This window comes from Streptomyces triticagri (genome assembly GCF_003429565.1).
Classification (GTDB): Bacteria; Actinomycetota; Actinomycetes; order Streptomycetales; family Streptomycetaceae; genus Streptomyces; species Streptomyces triticagri.
This window is the reverse complement of the sequence record NZ_QUAK01000123.1, coordinates 1-19,159: the sequence shown is the minus strand read 5'-3', so window position 1 is coordinate 19,159 and position 19,159 is coordinate 1. Positions and strand designations below refer to the sequence as shown.

Here is a 19,159-nt window from a genome sequence, read left to right as displayed (position 1 = left end):
GTACCGTCACCTCCAGTCGCCGGGGGCCGCACCCCTCCGGGTCACGCCGTCAAGCGCGCGTCCAGGGAGGTCCACCATGGCCGAGGACGACCGGCCCGTACCGCTCGACGAGTATCCGGTCCATCAGGTGCCGCTCTCCATGAAGCATGTGGCGACCGGTGACCGGAACGCCTACGACCGCTGCATCTTCCACATCCTCGACCACGCGGGGCGCCGGCTGCTCATCCTCGGTCTCGGCGTCTATCCGAACGCCGGTGTGATCGACGCCTATGCCACCCTCCGTATCGGCGACACCCTGCACGCCGTACGGGCCTCGAACGCGCTCGGCGACGACCGCACGGACCTGCGGGTCGGACCGCTGAGCATCACCGTCGAGGAACCCCTGAAGCGCCTTCGCCTGCGCTGCGCGGGCGACGGCCCGGACTCGCTCTCGTACGACCTCACCTGGACCGCCGACTTCCCCGCAGTGTGGGAGCCGCACCATGTGCAGCGGCGCGGCGGCCGGCTCACCCTGGAGGGCCGCCGGTTCGTCCAGGCCGGCAGTGTCACCGGCGTGCTGCGCGCGGACGGCACCGAGACGCGGCTGACGCCGGGGGAGTGGACCGGCACCAGGGACCGGAGCTGGGGGGTGCGGCCGATCCCCGGCGAGGACGCCGGACGTGCCGGGGACGAGGGGAGGCCCGAGGGCTTCCACTGGCTCTGGGTGCCGGTGCGGTTCGAGGACCGCTTCGTGATGGTGATCGTGCAGGAGGACGCGGACGGCCACCGCTCCCTGAACGAGGCGCTGCTCGTCCGCCCCGGCCACCGCGACCGCCAACTCGGCTGGCCGCACACCGACATCACCTACCGCTCCGGGACCCGCCACCCCGAACAGGCCGTCCTGCATCTGACCGGCCCCGACCGCCGCCCGCTCGAGATGAAGGCCGAGATCCTGCTCTCCTCGCCGCTGGCGATCGGTGCCGGGTATCCGCCCGCGGACGACTGGCAGCACGGCACCTGGCGCGGCCGCGACTGGACCGACCGGCGCAGCTACGACCTCTCCGACCCCGCGGCCCACCCACTCGCCGGCTACGGAGTCACCGACCACGCCGCGCGCTTCACCCTGGACGGGCGGACCGGCTACGGAATCTTCGAGCACGGCAGCTTCGGCCGCCACGACCCCAGCGGATTCACCGGCTTCGACTCCACCGCGCCCTGACCCGCCTGCCCGAGGAGTACCCATGGCTGCCGTGCCGCGTCCGCGCACCAGCACCCGCGACCCCGAAGAGCTGGCCGGCCGGATCGACGCCTGGCTCGCCTCCCGGCTGCCCGGCGCGCGAGTGAAGGGCCTGCGGATCCCGGAGTCCAACGGGATGTCGAGCGAGACGCTCCTGTTCGACATCGACCACCCCGAACCACCGCTGCGGGCCTGTGCGTTGCGCCTGGCCGCCGATCCCGCCGCGTACACGGTCTTCCCGGTGTACGACCTGGAGCGGCAGTACCGCCTGATGCGCGAGGTCGCCGCGACCACCGCACTGCCGGTGCCCGCGGTGCACTGGTACGAGCCCGACCCGGCACCGCTCGGCGCGCCGTTCTTCGTGATGGAGCGTGTCGAGGGGCGTGTCCCGCCGGATGTCATGCCGTACACCTACGAGGGCAACTGGCTGCACTCCGCGAGCGATGCGCAGCGGGAGGCGCTGGAGAGCGCGACGATCGGGCTGCTCGCCCGGCTGCACGACCAATTCCCCGTCGAACGCGCGGAGTTCCTGAGCCCACCAGGCACCGAGTGCGCCCTGCGCCGCCACGTCACCGCCCAACGCGCCTACTACGCCTGGGTGGTGGACGGCCTTCCCCGCTCACCCCTGATCGAGGCAGCCTTCGACCGGCTCGAGGAGCTCTGGCCGCACGACCCCGGCACACCCGTCCTGAACTGGGGCGACGCCAGGATCGGCAACATCATCTACGACGGCTTCGAGCCCGCGGCCGTACTCGACTGGGAGATGGCGGCGGTGGCCCCGCGCGAGGTCGACCTGGGCTGGACGATCTATCTGCACCGCTTCTTCCAGGATCTGACCACCGGCACCGGCCAGCGAGGGCTGCCGGACTTCCTCACCCGGGAGAACGTCGTCGCCGGATATGCCGCGCTGACCGGACACACCCCGCGCGACATGGACTTCCACACGCTGTACGCCGCACTCCGGCACGCCGTGGTGATGCTGCGCATCGCCTACCGGCAGGTGCACTTCGGTGAGATCGCCGTGCCGCACAACCCGGACCGGATGATCCTGCACCACGCCTCGCTCGAGGCCATGGTGCAGGGCACGTACTGGAAATGACGCAGAGCCGACCGCAGTTGACGAGGCGTCAGGCCGCCGAGCGGAGCTGAGGCGACTGCAGGGGACGCGATCCGGGGCCGCCCACGTGCGAGAACGGCTGAGTCCTCCAGTCGAGCCCCTGAGGAAGCGTCAGGAGGGTGGCCGTGTCCTGCTCCTGGATCCCCTCGGCGCCGTCCGCCGGGGTCGCCTCGGCCGCCGGCCGTCCGGTGCCGGAGCAGACGGTGAGACCGAACGGGTTCCACGGAGTGGGGCACTTGGCGTGCTCGGGCAGGGCGTCCTCGTCCGCGAGGAGGGCGATGGACTGAGCGCAGTCCGGGCAGATCACCCGGTACATCTCGAAGGTCTCCTCGGTGTCGACGCCGTCCTGGGCGGGATCGACACCCTCCGGCAGGGGCTCGACGGCCGACTGCTGCCGGGGCCTGGTACTGCGACTGGGGTGCTTCACGTTCTGCATGGGACTCTCCCCCTCGGGTGGGCCGACAACGCGCTGCGTCGGCCACAGCAAGCATTGCCCGCCTCCCCTCGTGGGTAATCACGACTCCCCGAAGGACACGGTCACATGCCTGTGGCGTTCGTCACACGAATGATCCGGTGGCCCGTCGGACCCGCCCGGTGCACGGCCGAACCCGCGAGCCACTCGGCTGTCACGAGGGATCAAGGCCCTGTAGGTTCTTGCGCCATGGAGGAGCTGGACCGTCAGATCGTGCAGCTGCTCGTCAAGGACGGGCGGATGAGTTACACCGACCTCGGCAAGGCCACCGGCCTGTCGACCTCGGCGGTGCACCAGCGGGTGCGCCGCCTCGAACAGCGCGGCGTGATCCGCGGATACGTGGCCGTGGTCGACCCCGAGGCCGTGGGGCTGCCGCTGACCGCCTTCATCTCGGTGAAGCCCTTCGACCCGAGCGCCCCCGACGACATCGCCGAACGGCTCGCCGACGTACCCGAGATCGAGGCCTGTCACAGCGTCGCCGGCGACGAGAACTACATCCTCAAGGTCCGCGTCGCCACCCCGCTCGAGCTCGAGGACCTGCTCTCCCGGGTCCGCTCGCTCTCCGGCGTCTCCACCCGCACCACGGTCGTCCTCTCCACCCCGTACGAGGCGCGGCCACCCCACGTCTGAGTGCCGCGGCCGCTCCACGTCCGAGTGACCACGGGCCCGGCCGACGCGTTGCCCCGCCGGTGACCCCGTGTGCGACCGGCGACGCCGAGGCGCGAGACTGGTTCCCATGAGCGAGAGCAACCCCTCCGCCGGCGGCGACGGCACCGTACTGCTGCGCGGCGGAGACATCCACAGCCCGGCCGACCCCTTCGCGACCGCGATGGTGGTCGAGCGCGGCCAGGTCGCCTGGGTCGGCTCGGAGGGCGCGGCCGACGCCTTCGCCCCGGGCGTCGACGAGGTGTGGGACCTGCAGGGGGCGCTGGTCACCCCGGCGTTCACGGACGCGCATGTGCACACCACGGCCACCGGTCTCGCGCTGACCGGCCTCGACCTCAGCGACGCGGGCACCCTCGGTGAGGCCCTCGACCGGGTACGGGCGTACGCCGCCGGCCGGCCCGGCGACCGGGTCCTGCTCGGCCACGGCTGGGACGCCGCCCGCTGGCTGGAGCGCAGGGCACCCTCGCGCGCCGAGCTCGACGAGGCCGCGGGCGGCCGCGCGCTCTACCTCAGCCGGATCGACGTCCACTCCGCCCAGGTGACCACCGCACTCCTCGACCTGGTGCCCGGTGTCACCGGCCGTACCGGGTACGACGGTTCGGGTCCGCTGACCGACGACGCGCACCACGCGGTCCGCGCCGCGGCCCTCGGCGCGCTCACCCCCGAGCAGCGCACCGACGCCCAGCGCGCCGCCCTGCGGCACGCGGCCTCGCTCGGCATCGGGTCCGTGCACGAGTGCGCCGGCCCCGAGATCTCCGGCGAGGACGACCTGACCGGCCTGCTGAGGCTCGCGGCCGAAGAGCCCGGTCCACGCGTCTTCGGCTACTGGGCCGAACAGCTGCACACGGCCCAGGACGCCGACCGGATCCGCGGACTCGGCGCGCTCGGCGCGGCCGGTGACCTCTTCGTGGACGGCGCACTCGGCTCGCACACCGCCTGCCTGCACCGGCCTTACGCCGACGCCCCGCACACCGGCACGGCACACCTGGACGCGGATGCCGTGGCCTCCCATGTCGTGCTGTGCACCGAGGCCGGACTGCAGGCCGGGTTCCACGCCATCGGCGACGCGGCCGTCGACACCGTCGTCACGGGCGTACGGGCCGCCGCGGACAAGCTCGGCCTCGCCCGGGTCCGCGCCGCCCGCCATCGCGTCGAGCACGCCGAGATGCTCACCCCCGAATCCGTCGCCGCCTTCGCCGAACTCGGCCTCACCGCGTCCGTACAGCCCGCTTTCGACCGCCTGTGGGGCGGACCGGACGGGATGTATGTCGACCGGCTCGGCGCCGAGCGGGCGAAGACCCTCAACCCCTATGCCGCGCTGCTGCGTTCCGGCGTCCCGCTCGCGCTCGGCTCGGACAGCCCGGTCACTCCGCTCGACCCGTGGGGCACCGTGCGGGCCGCCGCGTTCCACCGCACACCCGAGCACCGGGTGTCCGTACGGGCCGCGTTCACGGCACACACCCGGGGCGGCTGGCGCGCCGTCGGCCGCGACGACGCCGGGGTCCTGGTGCCCGGTGCGCCCGCCGACCTCGCGGTGTGGCGTGCGGACGAACTGGTCGTCCAGGCACCGGACGACCGGGTCGCCCGCTGGTCCACGGATCCCCGTTCGGGCACGCCGGGACTCCCCGATCTGGCCCCGGGCGCCGAACTCCCGGTCTGTCTGCGGACGGTGGTCGCGGGCCGGACCGTCTTCGTAGGGCCGGGCGGGTGATGTCCGGGAGCGCCGTGCGGCGCCCGGAAGATCGTGTACGGGGGCGCGTCACCTGGGCATCCTCGGGCATGACCTGCTGAGCCCGCGAAATGCCCCAGGTCAAACGCCTGTTGACAGACGGCGGACCGGGACCGGTAGGTTCGGCCAGGTCCACCACAGGACGTCCGACCGGTGAAACCTCCACTCAGTCGTCGAACGCCGCTGGACCACGGGGTGGTGCTCCGCACCGGCACACCACCACTGGGAGCCAGGTTCAGCGCCCGCGCCTCGGGGGCGAAGAGGTCCCGCCCGGTCGGAAGTCCCTCCCCGCACACGGGAGGGTGTGACCCGGATGGGGCCCGGACGCTCAGTAGACAACGGCTCTCGGTCGACCCGCAGCCAGCGGATCCCAGGCCGGCCCGAAGGGCGCCGGGCCCCACACCGCAGCCTCACCGACGCCCCCGTACCCGTGCGGCCGTCGGGCACGGCCGGCCGCCGACTATGGTGGGGCATCTGCGTACGGACTTAAGGGGCAGTTTGTGAAGGACGGCGGTCAGCGGCAGTACGGCCCGCTCGGCACAGCTCTGGTGATCATCCCGACCTACAACGAGGCGGAGAACATCAAGCCGATCGTCGGCCGGGTCCGGAAGTCCGTGCCCGACGCCCATGTGCTGATCGCGGACGACAACAGCCCGGACGGCACCGGCAAGTTGGCGGACGAGCTGGAGGCGGGCGACGACCACGTCCACGTCCTGCACCGCAAGGGCAAGGAGGGCCTCGGCGCCGCCTATCTCGCGGGCTTCCAGTGGGGCATCGAGCACGGCTACGACGTCCTCGTCGAGATGGACGCCGACGGCTCGCACCGCCCCGAGGAGCTCCCCAGGCTGCTGACCGCCCTGAAGGGCGCGGACCTGGTGCTCGGATCGCGCTGGGTGCCCGGCGGCCGGGTGGTCAACTGGCCGAAGTCCCGCGAGTTCATCTCCCGCGGCGGCAGCCTCTACTCGCGGCTGCTGCTCGACGTCCCGATCCGGGATGTCACCGGCGGCTACCGCGCCTTCCGAAAGGAGACCCTGCAGGGCCTCGGCCTCGACGCCGTCGCCTCCCAGGGCTACTGCTTCCAGGTCGACCTGGCCCGGCGCGCGGTCAAGTCCGGCTTCCACGTGGTCGAGGTGCCCATCACCTTCGTCGAGCGCGAGTACGGCGACTCCAAGATGAGCCGGGACATCCTGGTCGAGGCGCTGTGGCGGGTCACCGCCTGGGGCGTGACGGAGCGGGTCGGCAAGGTCACCGGCGGGCGGAAGCGCCCGTCACCGCCGCGCGGCTGACTCCCGCGCACCGTCGCCTCTCGCAGCCCGCTTACGCCATACGGACGGATGTGCGGGCACACTGGAGTCATGACGACCGGTACGCCGCCTCCGACCCCGTCCGCCCGACCGCCGCGCTCGCGCCTGCGCAGGTTCCTGCCGCTCGGGCTCGCGGCCTGGCTGGTGCTCGAGATCTGGCTGCTCACTGTGGTGGCGGGTGCCGCCGGCGGTCTCACCGTCTTCCTGCTGCTTGTCGCCGGCGTGGTGCTCGGCGGGATCGTGATCAAGCGAGCCGGCCGCCGGGCCTTCCAGAGTCTCAACGAGCAGCTCAGGGCGGCCCAGCTGGGCGCCGTCCCGGAGAGCCCGGGCCGCTCCGAGGGGAACGGCCTGACGATGCTGGCCGGCCTGCTCCTGATGCTCCCGGGCCTGATCTCGGACGGCATCGGTCTGGTGCTGCTGCTGCCGCCGGTCCGCAAGCTGGTCACCGCACGGTCGGAGCGCGCCATGGAGCGCCGACTGCGCGAGGCCGGCCCGGGCACCTTCGAGAACGCCTTCCAGCAGGCCCGGATGCACCGCCCCGACGGCAAGGTCGTCCAGGGCGAGGTCATCCGGGACGATGCTCCTCCGCCCCAGGACGAGGGCCCGCGCCCGCCGATCACTTCCTGAGGCGCCCACCAACTCCTGAGGCGAAGGCCGGAGAAGACAGAAAGCCGTGGGCGGCAGCACACCGAAATGTGCTGCCGCCCACGGCTTTCGTGCTGCGCCGTGCCTGTGGCCCCGCGGTCCGGTCAGGCGGACTTGCGGCTGTCGCGCGGATGCACGGCAATGTTCATGGCGCCGGAGCGCAGGACGGCCAGGCGCTCGGCCAGGACCTCCTCCAGCTCCTCACGGGTACGTCGCTCCATGAGCATGTCCCAGTGCGTTCGCGCCGGCTTGCCCTTCTTCTCTTCGGGACCGTCACCGTCGACCAGGAGTGCCTGGGCCCCGCAGACCTTGCACTCCCACTCCGGCGGGATCTCCGCCTCTACCGAGAACGGCATCTCGAATCGATGTCCGTTCTGGCATGCGTACTCCACGGCCTGGCGAGGGGCCAGGTCGATGCCGCGGTCGGTCTCGTAGCTGGTCACCACGAGGCGCGTGCCGCGAAGAGCTCGCTCACTCATGAATCGTGCCTCCCGGGCTTGTCGCCCACAGGACAGGTGTCGCTGTCGTCGTCATCCGGTCAACGTCCGGTCGGCGGTAAAGATTCCCGGTTCCGGGTCATGTGTCGCCGTCGTAGCCGCCCTTGTTGTACCCACCAGTGACCGGTTTGTCACCTCTGACAGGAGATGTCACCCAGCGCTTCCGAGAGTTCGGCACGCAGTAACGGTCCATCCGGCAGGCCAAAGGCGTACACTACCGGCCTTTGGCCTCCAGGGGTAAATCCGCCAGCCAAAAGCCCTGGGCGGCTTCAGCGGCGGGTCTGCTCGCGCCGCGGCGCGGAGCGCGCGACGACCGAACTGCTCTCCGGTATGGCGAAGACGCGCAGGAAGAGCTGTGCGAGCGGTCCGATGGTCAAGGCGTACGCGACGGTCCCGATGCCCAGCGTCCCGCCGAGGAGGAAGCCCACGACGACCACGGCCACCTCGACGCCCGTCCGCATCAGCCTGATCGACCGCCCGGTGACCTGGTGCAGGCCCGTCATCAGGCCGTCGCGCGGTCCGGGTCCGAAGCGCGCCGAGATGTAGAGGCCGGTGGCCGCTCCGTTGAGCACGATGCCGGCGACGAGCAGCGGGATGCGGACGCCGAGCGTCCGGGCGTCCGGGACGAGGGCGAGCGTCGCGTCCATGGCGATGCCCACCACGAAGACGTTCGACACCGTGCCGAGCCCGGGGCGCTGGCGCAGCGGGATCCACAGCAGCAGCACCGCAGCGCCGACGATGATCGAGACCACGCCGATGGTCAGGCCGGTGAGCTCGGACAGGCCCTGGTGCAGCACGTTCCACGGCTCGAGTCCGAGGCCGGCGCGTACCAGAAGGGCCGAACTCGCGCCGTACAGCGCGAGCCCGATGTAGAGCTGCAGCAGCCGGCGGGGGAGCCGGCGGGCCCGCGGTGTCGGGTCGGCGGACAAGTGGTGCCTCCCTGGTGGTCTCTGTGGACTGTCCTGTGTCACTCTGTGGCTCGTTGGACTCTATGAACCATGGCCAATTCAGGTTAGGTGGACTGATTCGGATGGCGCAGTGGACGTCGGCGGTGGGTGCCACTCAGCTCGCCCGGCTGATCGGATCGCAGCAGGAGCGACCCGCGGGCCCCGGCACCCGAAGGCTTCCCGCCTATCGTGCGCTGGCGGACGGCGTCCGGCTGCTCGTCCTGGAAGGCCGGGTGCCGGTCGCCGCGCGCCTGCCCGCCGAGCGGGAGCTCGCGCTCGCCCTGAACGTCAGCCGCACCACCGTCGCCGCCGCGTACGAGGCGCTGCGCAGTGAGGGCTTCCTCGAATCGCGCCGCGGCGCGGGCAGTTGGACCGCCGTACCGGCCGGCAACCCGCTGCCGGCCCGCGGACTCGAACCGCTGCCGCCAGAGGCACTCGGCTCGATGATCGATCTCGGCTGCGCCGCCCTGCCGGCCCCCGAGCCCTGGCTGACCCGGGCCGTCCAGGGCGCCCTCGAGGAACTGCCCCCGTACGCCCACACCCATGGTGACTATCCTGCCGGGTTGCCCGCACTGCGGCAGATGCTCGCCGACAGCTACACCGCGCGCGGCATCCCCACGATGCCCGAGCAGATCATGGTCACCACCGGTGCCATGGGCGCGATCGACGCGATCTGTCATCTCTTCGGCGGCCGTGGTGAGCGGATCGCCGTGGAGTCGCCGTCGTACGCCAACATCCTGCAGCTGATGCGCGAGGCGGGAGCGCGCCTGGTGCCGGTGGCGATGGCGGACGGACTCGTGGGCTGGGACATGGACCGGTGGCGCCAGGTGCTGCGGGACGCGGCGCCCCGACTCGGGTACGTGGTGGCCGACTTCCACAATCCGACCGGTGCACTGCCCGACGACGGTCAGCGGCGCTCCCTCGTGGAGGCCGCGCGGTCCGCCGGTACGGTGCTCATCGCCGACGAGACGATGTCCGAGCTCTGGCTCGACCCGGACGTGGCGATGCCGCGGCCGGTCTGTGCGTTCGATCCGGCGGGATCGACGGTGATCACGGTCGGATCCGCGAGCAAGGCCTTCTGGGCGGGCATGCGCATCGGCTGGGTGCGGGCCGCGCCCGATGTGATCCGCAGCCTGGTCGCAGCGCGCGCGTACGCGGACATGGGCACCCCGGTGCTCGAACAGCTCGCGGTGAACTGGCTGTTGACCACGGGCGGCTGGTCCGACGCCGTCGAACTGCGCCGCCAGCAGGCGCGCGAGAACCGTGACGCGCTGGTCGCCGCGGTGCGCCGGGAGCTGCCCGACTTCGAATTCCTGGTCCCGCAGGGCGGGTTGACGCTGTGGGTCCGGGCCGGAGGGCTCTCCGGGTCGCGGCTGGCCGGGGTCGGGGAGCGGGTCGGGGTGCGTGTTCCGTCCGGGCCCAGATTCGGCGTGGACGGCGCCTTCGAGGGGTACGTACGGCTGCCGTTCACCGTGGGCGGTGCGCTGGCGGACGAGGCGGCGGTGCGGCTCGCGGCGGCCGCCCGCCTGGTCCGCGAGGGGGCCGGCACGGGTGCCGAGGCGCCGAGGACCTTCGTCGCGTGATCCCCGGGCGGGCGGCCCGCGGACCGGACCGCTGCGAGCCCGGCGCAGGGCGTGGCCGGCCCGGGCTATCTCTCGACCGCGACGCTCGCCGGCTGCTGTGCCTCGACCGCGGCCTGGTCCTCGACCGGTGACGGTGACTCACTCGTGCCGAGGCTTCCGGCCGCCCGCTTGGTCAGGATCACCGGCTGCATCCCGACCGCCGACCGCGCATCGGCGGCCGCTCCGTGCCGCGGGGGCAGCAGGTCGAGTACGGCCTGCCGGTGTGCGTCGCTGGTGGCGTCGTCGTACGGATCCGGGGTCGCTGGCACCTGCAGCCGGTGCACCGGGCCCAGGCCGAGGCGTGCGTAACCGCGGCCCGCGGGTGCGTCCGGCACCGGGGTGCTGTTCGGCCGGGCGCCCAGGACCGACTCGATCTGACCGGGCGACGCGGGACCGAGCACCACGCGCGCACGGGTGTGCTGCCGTACCGGAGCGGTCAGTGCCTCGAGGCTGTCGAACTGCTCGGCCACCAGGACCGTCACATTGGCCGCCCGGCCGTGCCGCAGGGGGACCTGCAGCAGGGACTGCGGGTCCGGGCGCCCGTCGGCCTCGGCGAGCTGCAGCAGCGCGCTCGGCCGGTCGAGCAGGATCCAGAGCGGTTTCCGGGTGTCCTCAGGAGGGGTGTTTCCCTCCTGGCGGGCGCGGTTGGCGGCGATCAGGCGGCGCTCCGTCTCGTGCGTGGCCCACTCGAGGGTCGCCGAGGCGCCGGCCGCGCTGCATTCGACGGCGACGACTCCGGTGCGGCCGGCCAGGCAGGCGTACTCGCCGGTGCCACCGCCGTCCACGACGACCACGTCGCCGTGCTGCAGGGCCTGCAGAGCGACCGAACGCAGCAGCGTCGAGGTGCCGCTGCCGGGCTGGCCCACCGCGAGCAGATGAGGCTCGGTCGAGCGGATCCCGGTGCGCCAGACCACCGGCGGCGCGTCCCGCTGCTCGTCCCCGGTCCGTACCGGCAGGGTGCGCTGGACATGGGCGTCGTCGGTGAAGCCGAGCACGGTCTCGCCCGGTGAGGTCACGAACGGCTGGGCGCTGATGTCGGCCGGCAGCGCGGTGAGGACGGTGACCGTGAGGCGATTGGCCTCCTCGTCCCAGTCGAAGTGGTACTCGCGGCCGCGGCCGGACTTGGCCTGGAGCAGCTGCTCGATCCGCGCGCGGGACTCGGTCTCGCCGTCCTTGAAGTACGAGGGGTAGTGCACGACCAGACGGCAGATCCGTCCGTCGTCGTCGAAGGAGTGGCTCTCGAAGGCCTGGTCCCACGAGCCGCCGTGCGCGAAGAGCGGGCTGGGGTCCTCGGGGACCGAGAAATACGGCACCAGCGCCTCATAGAGGGCCTGCAGCCGCTCGGTGCCCGCGTCCGGCTGCTCCTCCTTCGGGGGAGTGCGGTCGCGTCCGGCCCAGGCGGCGGCCGCGATCAGGGCGACGAGGGCGACGACAGGTCCGTACGGCACGAGGGCCACGACCAGGACGCAGGACGCCACCAGGAACAGCACGGGACCGCGGCGGTCCTTGGGCGTCTCCATCCACTTGCGCCGCCCGGCCCCGGCAAGGCGGCGCAGTCCCCGGGTGATGACGATCAGGGGGTGGAGCACGTCGGTGGCGCTGTCGGCTGCGGTCCTCGCCAGCTCCCTGCTGCGGGTGATCGAGGCAGTGCCGCTGGTCAGGATGCGGGGGAGTGGTCGCCTGGCCACGGTGTTCTCCTGGTTCCTGAAGTGATTCCGATCGGACGGACGAGTCAGAAGTTGATCCCGCCGAGGAGGCTGGCCAGGCTCGCTCCTCCGGCCTTGATGCTCGGGGCGACGGCCGTGCCCGCGAGATAGAAGCCGAACAGGGCGCACACCAGCGCGTGCGAGGCCTTGAGTCCGTCTTTTCGGAAGAAGAGGAAGACGATGACTCCGAGCAGTACGACGCCCGAGATGGACAGGATCATGAGGGTCTCCTGGTTGAGGGGGACAGTCACCATGAGTTCTTCCAGGCTCACAGGATGTATCCATACGATAAAAGGTGCAACTGGGTGAAATTCCGCTGTTTTCACCATGCCGGCGCAGTAGTTCGGGGCCACCCGGGTGCGGCGGAGCGGCCGCTGCGGTACGGCGGCGATCATTGCCTCCGGCGAGCGGACTCATGTGCCCACCAGGGCAGTACGCTGGCGATTCACCCGGTCGGCCGAAGGCCGCCGGTCCCCTTACGTCCCACCCGTCCCGCACCGAAAGGCGGTCCTGCCGATGACTGAAGCACCCGATCCGGAGGTCGTGGAGCTCGCCACCAAGATCTTCGATCTGGCGCGGCAGGGCGAGACCGAGGCCCTCTCGGCGTATCTCGACGCGGGCGTGCCGGTGAATCTCACCAACGACCGCGGCGACTCCCTCGTGATGCTCGCCGCCTACCACGGACAGCCCGGTGCGGTCCGTGCGCTCCTGCAGCGTGGCGCCGACGCGAACCGGGTCAACGACCGCGGCCAGACCCCGCTCGCCGGCGCCGTCTTCAAGGGCGAGGACGAGGTCGTACGGGCACTGCTCGACGGCGGCGCCGACCCGGCCGCCGGGACGCCCTCGGCGGTGGACACCGCCCGGATGTTCGCGAAGGCGGAACTCCTGGAGCTGTTCGGGGCCGAATGAGCGCCGCTCGGGGCCATGGCCCCCGGGGCCTGCGGGCGCTGCGCGGAAATGTGGTCGCGGTGCGTCGAACCGCTGGGTCATCATGACGGCGTGATTCACGGACACGACTGCTGGGCAGACGCCGCAGCACGCGGGCCGTGAGCGGCCCGTTCCGGGTCATCGACGAGAGGCAGAGGAAGATGGTCTTCAGCAAGCAAGAGACGGCGGGCAGTCGCATCTGTTGTCGCGCGGCCAGGTAGTGCGATCCCCTGTTGCGTCGACAGCTTGATGTGAGGCTCATTCCATGTTCGATACGGTCATAGCGCCCAGCGGTACGCTGCTCGGCCTGCTCCAGCGGGGGCGGGGAGACGGCACGCTGCACGCGCTCACCGCGCCCCGGCCCGAGGCTCTCGCGGCACTGAACGCCTGCGTGCTGAGCGACCCGCGCCACGACTGGCAGGTCGAGAACCGCTCGCTGTACTACGCCCGCCTGTACGTCGACCTGCACGGCGCCCTCGACGAGATCGAACAGCATCTGTTCTGCGTCGAGGACGCGCTGGACGACGCCGAATCACGCACCGGGCTCGCGCTCGCGGTCCTCGGTCACCTCGCCTCGTACGGCCGGGCGGACGCGCTCGCGCTGCTGCGCCGTTACGCGTCGTCGGGTGCCAACTGGACCTGGGCCCTGGACGAGCTGGCCCTGCGCGACGAGGACGCGGCGCTCCGCGATCTCGCCGGCCCCGTCCTCGCCAGATTCCCGCGGACCGCACAGGGCGAGGCCGACCTCGCCGCCGCCGTACGGGACGCCTTCGAGCCCCGGCCCTGGCGGCTGTGGGCCGATGACCCGCGGCCGGAGATCTCCGGCCGGGTGCGCGCGGCGAGTGAGCGCGGCTCCTTCGATCAGTGGCAGCGGCAGCTCAGCAGTACCGGACCGCGACCCGGGTGGAGTGTGCAGGCCGTGTTCGACTGGGCCGAGGAGGCCGTCGAGCGCGGACCGGGGCGGCATGTGCCGGCGGCCCGCTGTCTGGCCGCGGTCGCCGGCGACGAGGACCGGCCGGAGATCCGCGCCGCCGCGCGCTCGGGGCGCGACGGCGCGCGGGCGACGGCGCTGCGCTATCTGGCGGCCGTGCGCGACCGGGAGGTGCTCGGGCTGATCGAGGAGGCGGTCGCTGCCGGCCGGCCCGGAGTCGTGCACGATGCGGCCGTCGACGCCTTCGAGCGCATGCCGGGGGACGAGGCCGTGCAGCGGGCGCGCGTGTGGGTCCACCGCGAGGACGGGCTCGGTGCCGCGGCGGGCCGGGTGCTCGCCTGTCGCGGGGGCGCACCGGACCATGCGCTGGTCCTTGCGGCATTGCGCCGGGCCGTGCGGGACGACGGCGCCGATTCGCCCGCCCTGTGGCAGCTCGTCGACGGCGCCGGACGCCTCGGGGTCGCCGCGGCGGCGCCCGTACTGCGTCACGTGTACCGGGAGACCGCGTCGTCGCATCTGCGCGGTCGTGCGGCGCGAGCTCTTGCGGCCACCGATCCGTCGTTCGCTGCGGGGTTCGCCGTGGAGTGCCTGTGGGACTGCGAGGAGTCCACCCGGGAGGTCGCGGCCCGGCACGCCGAGACCGGTGACACGCGCGTGGTCGAGCAGTTGCGCAGACTGGCCGCGGATCCCGCCGAGGAGGACGAGGTGCAGACCGCGGTCCGCAGCAGGATCGGGCCGGAGGCCACGGCGTAGACCGGCCGGCGGGGGATGCGTGCCGGCTGTCAGGCGGTGATGTCCGCGCGTTCCTCGGCGAGTTGGATCTCGCGGTGGGCGCGAGCCGTGGCGATCACCGCTTCCATCGCCTCGCGGGTACGCATCAGCTCGGCGATGTGCTCGGAGAGCCGCTCGTGCTCGAGTGCCATGCGCTGGAGGGAGGCGTCGGTGGCCGCCAGGCTCGGGGAGTCCACGCAGGGCAGCAGCTCCATGATCGTGCTGCTGGAGACGCCGGCGGCGTACAGACGCTGGATGAAGCCGACCCGTTCGGCGTGGCTCTCCGTGTAGTGGCGCTGACCGCCGGGGCTGCGGGTGCTCTTGAGCAGCCCCTGCTCCTCGTAGTACCGCAGCGAGCGGACGCTGACTCCGGTCCGTGCCGCTAGTTCTCCGATGCGCATCCGACCCCTCCTGGCTGTGATCCGGGACACAGGAGCTTGACCCTGACATCCATGTGAGGTTTTAGCGTAACCGACAGGCCCGGAACCGGGTCGACCACCTCACCAGGGAGCCCTGTCGTGACCACGCTCTTCGACCGCCACCAGCTCGCCGAACTGACCCTGCCCAACCGGGTGGTGATGGCCCCGATGACACGGGTCCGGGCGGCCGCCGGCGGCCTCGCGACGCCGTCCATGGCCGCCTACTACGCCCAGCGCGCCACCGCGGGACTCATCGTGAGCGAGGGCGTACAGCCCAGTCTCATCGGGCAGTCGAACCCGGGAACGCCCGGGCTGCACACCGACGAACAGGTCGCCTCGTGGCGCCAGGTCACCTCCGCGGTGCACGCCAACGGCGGCCGGATCTTCGCCCAGATCATGCACGGCGGACGGGTCTCGCACCCGGACACCACCGGACTGCAGCCCGTCGGCCCCTCGGCGGTGGCGGCCGTCGGTGACGTGTTCACCCCGGGTGGCCCGCTGCCCGCGCCGCTGCCCCGCGCACTGGAGACCTCCGAGGTGCCGGAGCAGGCACAGTCGTACGGCCGGGCGGCGCGGCGGGCCCTCGACGCCGGCTTCGACGGTGTGGAACTGCACGGGGCGAACGGCTATCTCATCTCGCAGTTCCTCTCCTCCAACGCCAATCTCCGCACGGACCGCTACGGCGGCTCCCGCAGCAACCGGATCCGCTTCGCAGTGGAGGCGGTTCAGGCGGCCGTGGACGCGGTCGGTGCGTCAAGGACCGGCATCCGGCTGTCCCCCGGCGCGAACTTCTGGGGTGTTCAGGAGCGTGATGTCCCGGAGCTGTACGCCGAGTTGCTGGCCGAGCTGGCCGGTCTCGGCCTGGCGTACATCCATCTGGAGGCCACCGCGGACGAGACGGTCCTGGTGGAACTGCGCCGCGCCTGGCCCGGGACGCTGATCATGAACCCCGTGCTTCCGATGGGGCCTAAGCAGGTCGGTCTCGCCGAAGCCGAGCGCTGGCTCGGTCTCGGGGCCGAACTGATCAGCTTCGGGCGGGCGTTCATCGCCAATCCCGACCTCGTCGAGCGCCTGCGCACCCGTCTGCCGATCGCTCCCGTCGACGAGGCGACGTACTACCAGGGCGGCGACACCGGCTATCTGACGTACCCGGCGTATCAGTACACGGCCTGAGACCGCACACGTCCCACGGCCGCCGTGACGTGTCCGGTAGGCATCTTGACCGTCAACGAGCAGTGGGCTGCGCGGGGTTGATGAGGGCTGGCCGTCGCGGGTACGTTGTTGACCGGTGCAGGACGCGCACGCACCCGGGACGACCCGACGGCCACCACGCGGCCAGGGTTCCGGTAGAAGGCCAGCCGAAGCGCACCCGGACGTCCGTCCGGGCACGGCCCGCGGAGAGGGACCCAGATGTGACCGGCATGGACTCACTGGCAGGCGGGCAGCGTGGACCCGTGGTGGAGTGGCCATGACCAAACGCGGAAACAGCGAACGCAAGCGGCGGACCCGCGAGTTGAAGGGCCATGGACTCTCGTACACCCAGGCCCTCAGGGTCCTTGACCGCACGCGCGAGACGCCGTCGCGGATCGTCCGGTACCTGACCGTGCCGGACGACGCCGCCATGACGGCCGTCGAGCTCCTGGCCAGGGCGCGCGGCCCGGTTCCCGACGAGCTGGCGGCCGAACTCCTCGCGGCGGCCGGCTTCACGGCCCAGCTGGCCGAGACCTGGCAGGACGGGCCCCGTCGCATCGGCGGCGGCCTCCCGGGCCACGGTGTGCGCATCGACCTCGATCGCGTCCGCTTCACCCTGGCCGACCGGAGCGAGCGCACCCTGTGGACCGTCACCGAAGTCCGTCGCGGCAGCAGCCCGGGCACCGACGGTGACGTCAGCCTGCGGACCTACGCCGACGAGAAGCGGGCGCGCAACGCATGGCGCCAGGCCCGGACGCGGTGGCGTGGGGCGAGTGCGCCGGGCGGTCCCTCCGGTGCGCGGCACGCCGTAGGGTCGGTGCCGCGGTCCGGCACCCGGCCGCCACGGCTCTGACGCTCTGCGCGCCCGTACGGTGGCTCCCGCGGTGCATCACGATCCCGCGAGCCTTCCCGGCGTGCGCGCCCCTGCAACGGCAGAGACCTCAGCCACCGGCGATCACCGTGGCCGGCCCGCACACCGCCTCATCGGAGGAGACACCATGCATCGCACGTGCCCCTTCGTACCCGCCCAGGGCGACGCCCCTGCACAGGAGAACGCCACCGCTCCGACCGGCGCCCGCGCACCACAAGACGCACCACGAGGAGCACCGCAAGCAGCACCACAACAGGCGTCCGCGCCAAGCGACTTGTCCGTGTCCGGCACCGACTCCCGCCGGATCGTCGCTCTGCTCGCCGCGCTGCGCTCACCGCGCGGCCAGAGCGACCCGGCCGCCGTGTACCGGCGGCTGCGCGCGCACGGCGAGGTGGTCGCCTCCCCCTGGGGCGGCCCGCTCCTCACCTCCTACGCGGCCTGCGACCAGGTGCTGCGCGACCGCAACTGGCTGACCCTCGACGCACCGTGGCGCCGCCGGCAGGGCAAGCGCTGGACCTCGCCCGCCTCGGCCGAGTTCGGCGAGATGCTGATGGTGCTCAATCCGCCCGACCACACCCTGCAGCGGCGCGTACTCGGCTCCGCCTTCGACCGGGCCGCACTGGCCCGCCTCCGGGAGACCGTGTCCGTCCAGGTGACCGGGCTGCTCGACGATCTGGAGCAGCAACTCAAGGAAGGCACCGCCGACTTCGCCGCGACCGTCGGCGAAGAACTGCCGGTGGCGGCCGTCGGCAGCTGGCTCGCCATCCCGCCGGCCGACTTCCCGCTGCTGCGCCGGCTCACCCATGAACAGACCCTCGCCCAGGAGCTGTTCCCCACCGCCGCCCAGCTCGCCACCGCGGACCGGGCCGCCCTCGAGCTGCGGTCCTACTTCGAGGCACTCGTCGACGAACGCCGCCGCCACCCCGGGGACGACGTGGTGTCCGGCTGGCTGCGGCTCTGGCAGCAGGCCGCGCCGGAGCAATCGCCCGACGTCGTACGCCGGTTGGCCATGTTCACCGTCATGGCGGGACTCGAGACGACGACCGCTCTGCTCAACAGCGCCGTGTGGCTGCTCGGGCAACACCCGGACCAGGCCGACTGGTTGCGATACCACGTCGAAGGCATTCCCGGGGCCGTTGAGGAGATTCTGCGATATGACCCCCCGGTCCATGTCGTCACTCGTGTAGCCTCCCGCGGTAACACACTGTCAGGTACAGGCATCCATGAGGGACAGCTGGTCTACGCCATGATCGCCTCGGCGCAGCACGATCCGGACTTCATATCCGACCCCGCCCGCTTCGACGTCCGGCGCCCCGCCGCACGCCATCTCGCCTTCGGCCAGGGGCCGCACTACTGCCTCGGCGCCGGACTCGCCCGGCTCGAGGCCGCGGTCCTCCTCGAGCAACTGCTGCCACGATTCCCGCGGTTGAGGCTCGCGGAGCCGCCGCAGTGGGAACCGCGGGTGGCGTTCCGCCGGATGCGGAATCTGCTGGTGACCGCATGAACCACGAACGCGACACGCTCTCCGCCACCGTGCACGGCCCGGTGCTCCGGGTACGGATGCACGGCGGTGGCTCCGGCAATGTCGTGGACGAGGCCCTGCTCGACGACCTGGCCGTGGTACTCACCGCCTTGCGCGACCGGCCCGCGCTGCGCGTCCTCGTACTCGACGGCGACGGGACCGACTTCTGCCTCGGCACCGATCGGCAGGACCTCGAGCGGCGCATATCCGGGGACCCGGGCGGCGCGGACATCCGCCGCCTCGGGGACAAGGCCAAGCAGGTGTGCGAGGCCCTCGAGGCGGCCGACGCCCTGACCATCGCACGCATCCAGGGCCGAGCCGTGGGCGCCGGCCTCGCCCTCGCCGCCTTCTGCGACCTGCGCGCCGGTACCGCCGACGCCGCCTTCCGCCTCCCGGAGCTCGCCGTCGGACTGCCCACCGCCTGGGGCGGCGCGATAGCCCGCCTGATCACCGAGATCGGCGCCTCCCGGATCCGTGAACTGGCCCTCACCTGCGATGTGTTGGACGCCCGTACCGCCCACGCCCTCGGCCTGCTGCACCGCGTCGCCGACACCCCCGAAGGCCTCGACGTCGTCGTCGACACCTGGGCCCGCGGCGCGGCACGGC

Annotated in this window: 19 protein-coding genes; 13 read left to right on the top strand and 6 right to left on the bottom strand. The window is 72.1% G+C overall.

The window, feature by feature from the left end; all coding sequences use genetic code 11:
• The first annotated feature begins 76 nt into the window (after positions 1-76).
• The gene (locus DY218_RS23440; RefSeq protein ID WP_128558120.1) at positions 77-1,198 is read left to right on the top strand and encodes a hypothetical protein; all 1,122 of its coding nucleotides are present in this window, start codon (positions 77-79) and stop codon (positions 1,196-1,198) included.
• A 22-nt stretch (positions 1,199-1,220) separates the two neighbouring features.
• The gene (locus tag DY218_RS23435) at positions 1,221-2,315 is read left to right on the top strand and encodes a phosphotransferase family protein (RefSeq protein ID WP_128558119.1); all 1,095 of its coding nucleotides are present in this window, start codon (positions 1,221-1,223) and stop codon (positions 2,313-2,315) included.
• 28 nt (positions 2,316-2,343) lie between these two features.
• Here DY218_RS23435 and DY218_RS23430 read toward each other — a convergent pair whose 3' ends face one another.
• Positions 2,344-2,769 (bottom strand): hypothetical protein, encoded by a 426-nt coding sequence (locus tag DY218_RS23430; RefSeq protein WP_128558118.1) that lies wholly within the window; start codon positions 2,767-2,769, stop codon positions 2,344-2,346.
• 225 nt (positions 2,770-2,994) lie between these two features.
• Between DY218_RS23430 and DY218_RS23425 the strand changes: the two genes are divergently transcribed.
• The 4 genes from DY218_RS23425 to fxsA all read left to right on the top strand — a co-directional run bounded on the left by DY218_RS23425 (position 2,995) and on the right by fxsA (position 7,131).
• Complete coding sequence (locus tag DY218_RS23425) at positions 2,995-3,435, top strand: Lrp/AsnC family transcriptional regulator (protein WP_128558117.1); 441 nt, start codon at positions 2,995-2,997, stop codon at positions 3,433-3,435.
• 106 nt (positions 3,436-3,541) lie between these two features.
• Positions 3,542-5,182 carry an amidohydrolase gene (locus DY218_RS23420; RefSeq protein ID WP_128558116.1) on the top strand — a complete coding sequence of 547 codons (1,641 nt, stop codon included), beginning with the start codon at positions 3,542-3,544 and terminating at the stop codon, positions 5,180-5,182.
• Between the two features lie 518 nt (positions 5,183-5,700).
• Positions 5,701-6,486 carry a polyprenol monophosphomannose synthase gene (locus DY218_RS23415; protein ID WP_128558115.1) on the top strand — a complete coding sequence of 262 codons (786 nt, stop codon included), beginning with the start codon at positions 5,701-5,703 and terminating at the stop codon, positions 6,484-6,486.
• A gap of 69 nt (positions 6,487-6,555) precedes the next feature.
• Complete coding sequence (fxsA, locus tag DY218_RS23410; RefSeq protein ID WP_128558114.1) at positions 6,556-7,131, top strand: FxsA family membrane protein; 576 nt, start codon at positions 6,556-6,558, stop codon at positions 7,129-7,131.
• A gap of 122 nt (positions 7,132-7,253) precedes the next feature.
• Here fxsA and DY218_RS23405 read toward each other — a convergent pair whose 3' ends face one another.
• On the bottom strand, positions 7,254-7,628 hold the full coding sequence (locus DY218_RS23405) for an RNA polymerase-binding protein RbpA (RefSeq protein WP_003946969.1): 375 nt from the start codon (positions 7,626-7,628) through the stop codon (positions 7,254-7,256).
• A 287-nt stretch (positions 7,629-7,915) separates the two neighbouring features.
• Positions 7,916-8,575 (bottom strand): membrane protein YczE, encoded by a 660-nt coding sequence (yczE, locus tag DY218_RS23400; protein ID WP_128558113.1) that lies wholly within the window; start codon positions 8,573-8,575, stop codon positions 7,916-7,918.
• A gap of 101 nt (positions 8,576-8,676) precedes the next feature.
• On the opposite strand from yczE, the gene DY218_RS23395 reads away from it, so the two are divergent.
• Positions 8,677-10,176 carry an SCO1417 family PLP biosynthesis transcription factor gene (locus DY218_RS23395; protein ID WP_128558112.1) on the top strand — a complete coding sequence of 500 codons (1,500 nt, stop codon included), beginning with the start codon at positions 8,677-8,679 and terminating at the stop codon, positions 10,174-10,176.
• A gap of 65 nt (positions 10,177-10,241) precedes the next feature.
• Here the strand turns inward: DY218_RS23395 and DY218_RS23390 are convergent, their stop codons facing one another.
• Positions 10,242-11,903, bottom strand: coding sequence for a hypothetical protein (locus DY218_RS23390; protein WP_233521853.1), 1,662 nt, complete (start codon positions 11,901-11,903; stop codon positions 10,242-10,244).
• Between the two features lie 44 nt (positions 11,904-11,947).
• Positions 11,948-12,142 carry a hypothetical protein gene (locus tag DY218_RS23385; RefSeq protein ID WP_128558183.1) on the bottom strand — a complete coding sequence of 65 codons (195 nt, stop codon included), beginning with the start codon at positions 12,140-12,142 and terminating at the stop codon, positions 11,948-11,950.
• A 295-nt stretch (positions 12,143-12,437) separates the two neighbouring features.
• Between DY218_RS23385 and DY218_RS23380 the strand changes: the two genes are divergently transcribed.
• Together DY218_RS23380 and DY218_RS23370 are read left to right on the top strand one after the other, a co-directional pair.
• Positions 12,438-12,830, top strand: a complete 393-nt coding sequence (locus DY218_RS23380; protein ID WP_128558111.1) for an ankyrin repeat domain-containing protein — start codon at positions 12,438-12,440, stop codon at positions 12,828-12,830.
• A 283-nt stretch (positions 12,831-13,113) separates the two neighbouring features.
• Entirely contained in the window at positions 13,114-14,532 is a 1,419-nt protein-coding gene (locus DY218_RS23370) for a HEAT repeat domain-containing protein (protein WP_128558110.1), read from the top strand.
• Positions 14,533-14,561: 29 nt separating this feature from the next.
• On the opposite strand, the gene DY218_RS23365 is transcribed toward DY218_RS23370, so the two are convergent.
• Positions 14,562-14,951, bottom strand: coding sequence for a MerR family transcriptional regulator (locus tag DY218_RS23365; protein ID WP_128558109.1), 390 nt, complete (start codon positions 14,949-14,951; stop codon positions 14,562-14,564).
• A gap of 117 nt (positions 14,952-15,068) precedes the next feature.
• Here DY218_RS23365 and DY218_RS23360 point away from each other — a divergent pair, with 117 nt between their 5' ends.
• The 4 genes from DY218_RS23360 to DY218_RS23345 all read left to right on the top strand — a co-directional run.
• A complete protein-coding gene (locus tag DY218_RS23360; protein WP_128558108.1) occupies positions 15,069-16,142 on the top strand; it encodes an alkene reductase in 1,074 nt (357 codons plus the stop codon).
• A gap of 295 nt (positions 16,143-16,437) precedes the next feature.
• On the top strand, positions 16,438-17,013 hold the full coding sequence (locus DY218_RS23355; protein WP_128558107.1) for a hypothetical protein: 576 nt from the start codon (positions 16,438-16,440) through the stop codon (positions 17,011-17,013).
• A gap of 298 nt (positions 17,014-17,311) precedes the next feature.
• Entirely contained in the window at positions 17,312-18,535 is a 1,224-nt protein-coding gene (locus DY218_RS23350) for a cytochrome P450 (RefSeq protein ID WP_233521847.1), read from the top strand.
• Positions 18,532-19,159, top strand: a 628-nt coding sequence (locus DY218_RS23345; protein WP_147336156.1) for an enoyl-CoA hydratase/isomerase family protein, incomplete at its 3' end; no start/stop codon positions are given. The genes DY218_RS23350 and DY218_RS23345, both read left to right, overlap by 4 nt.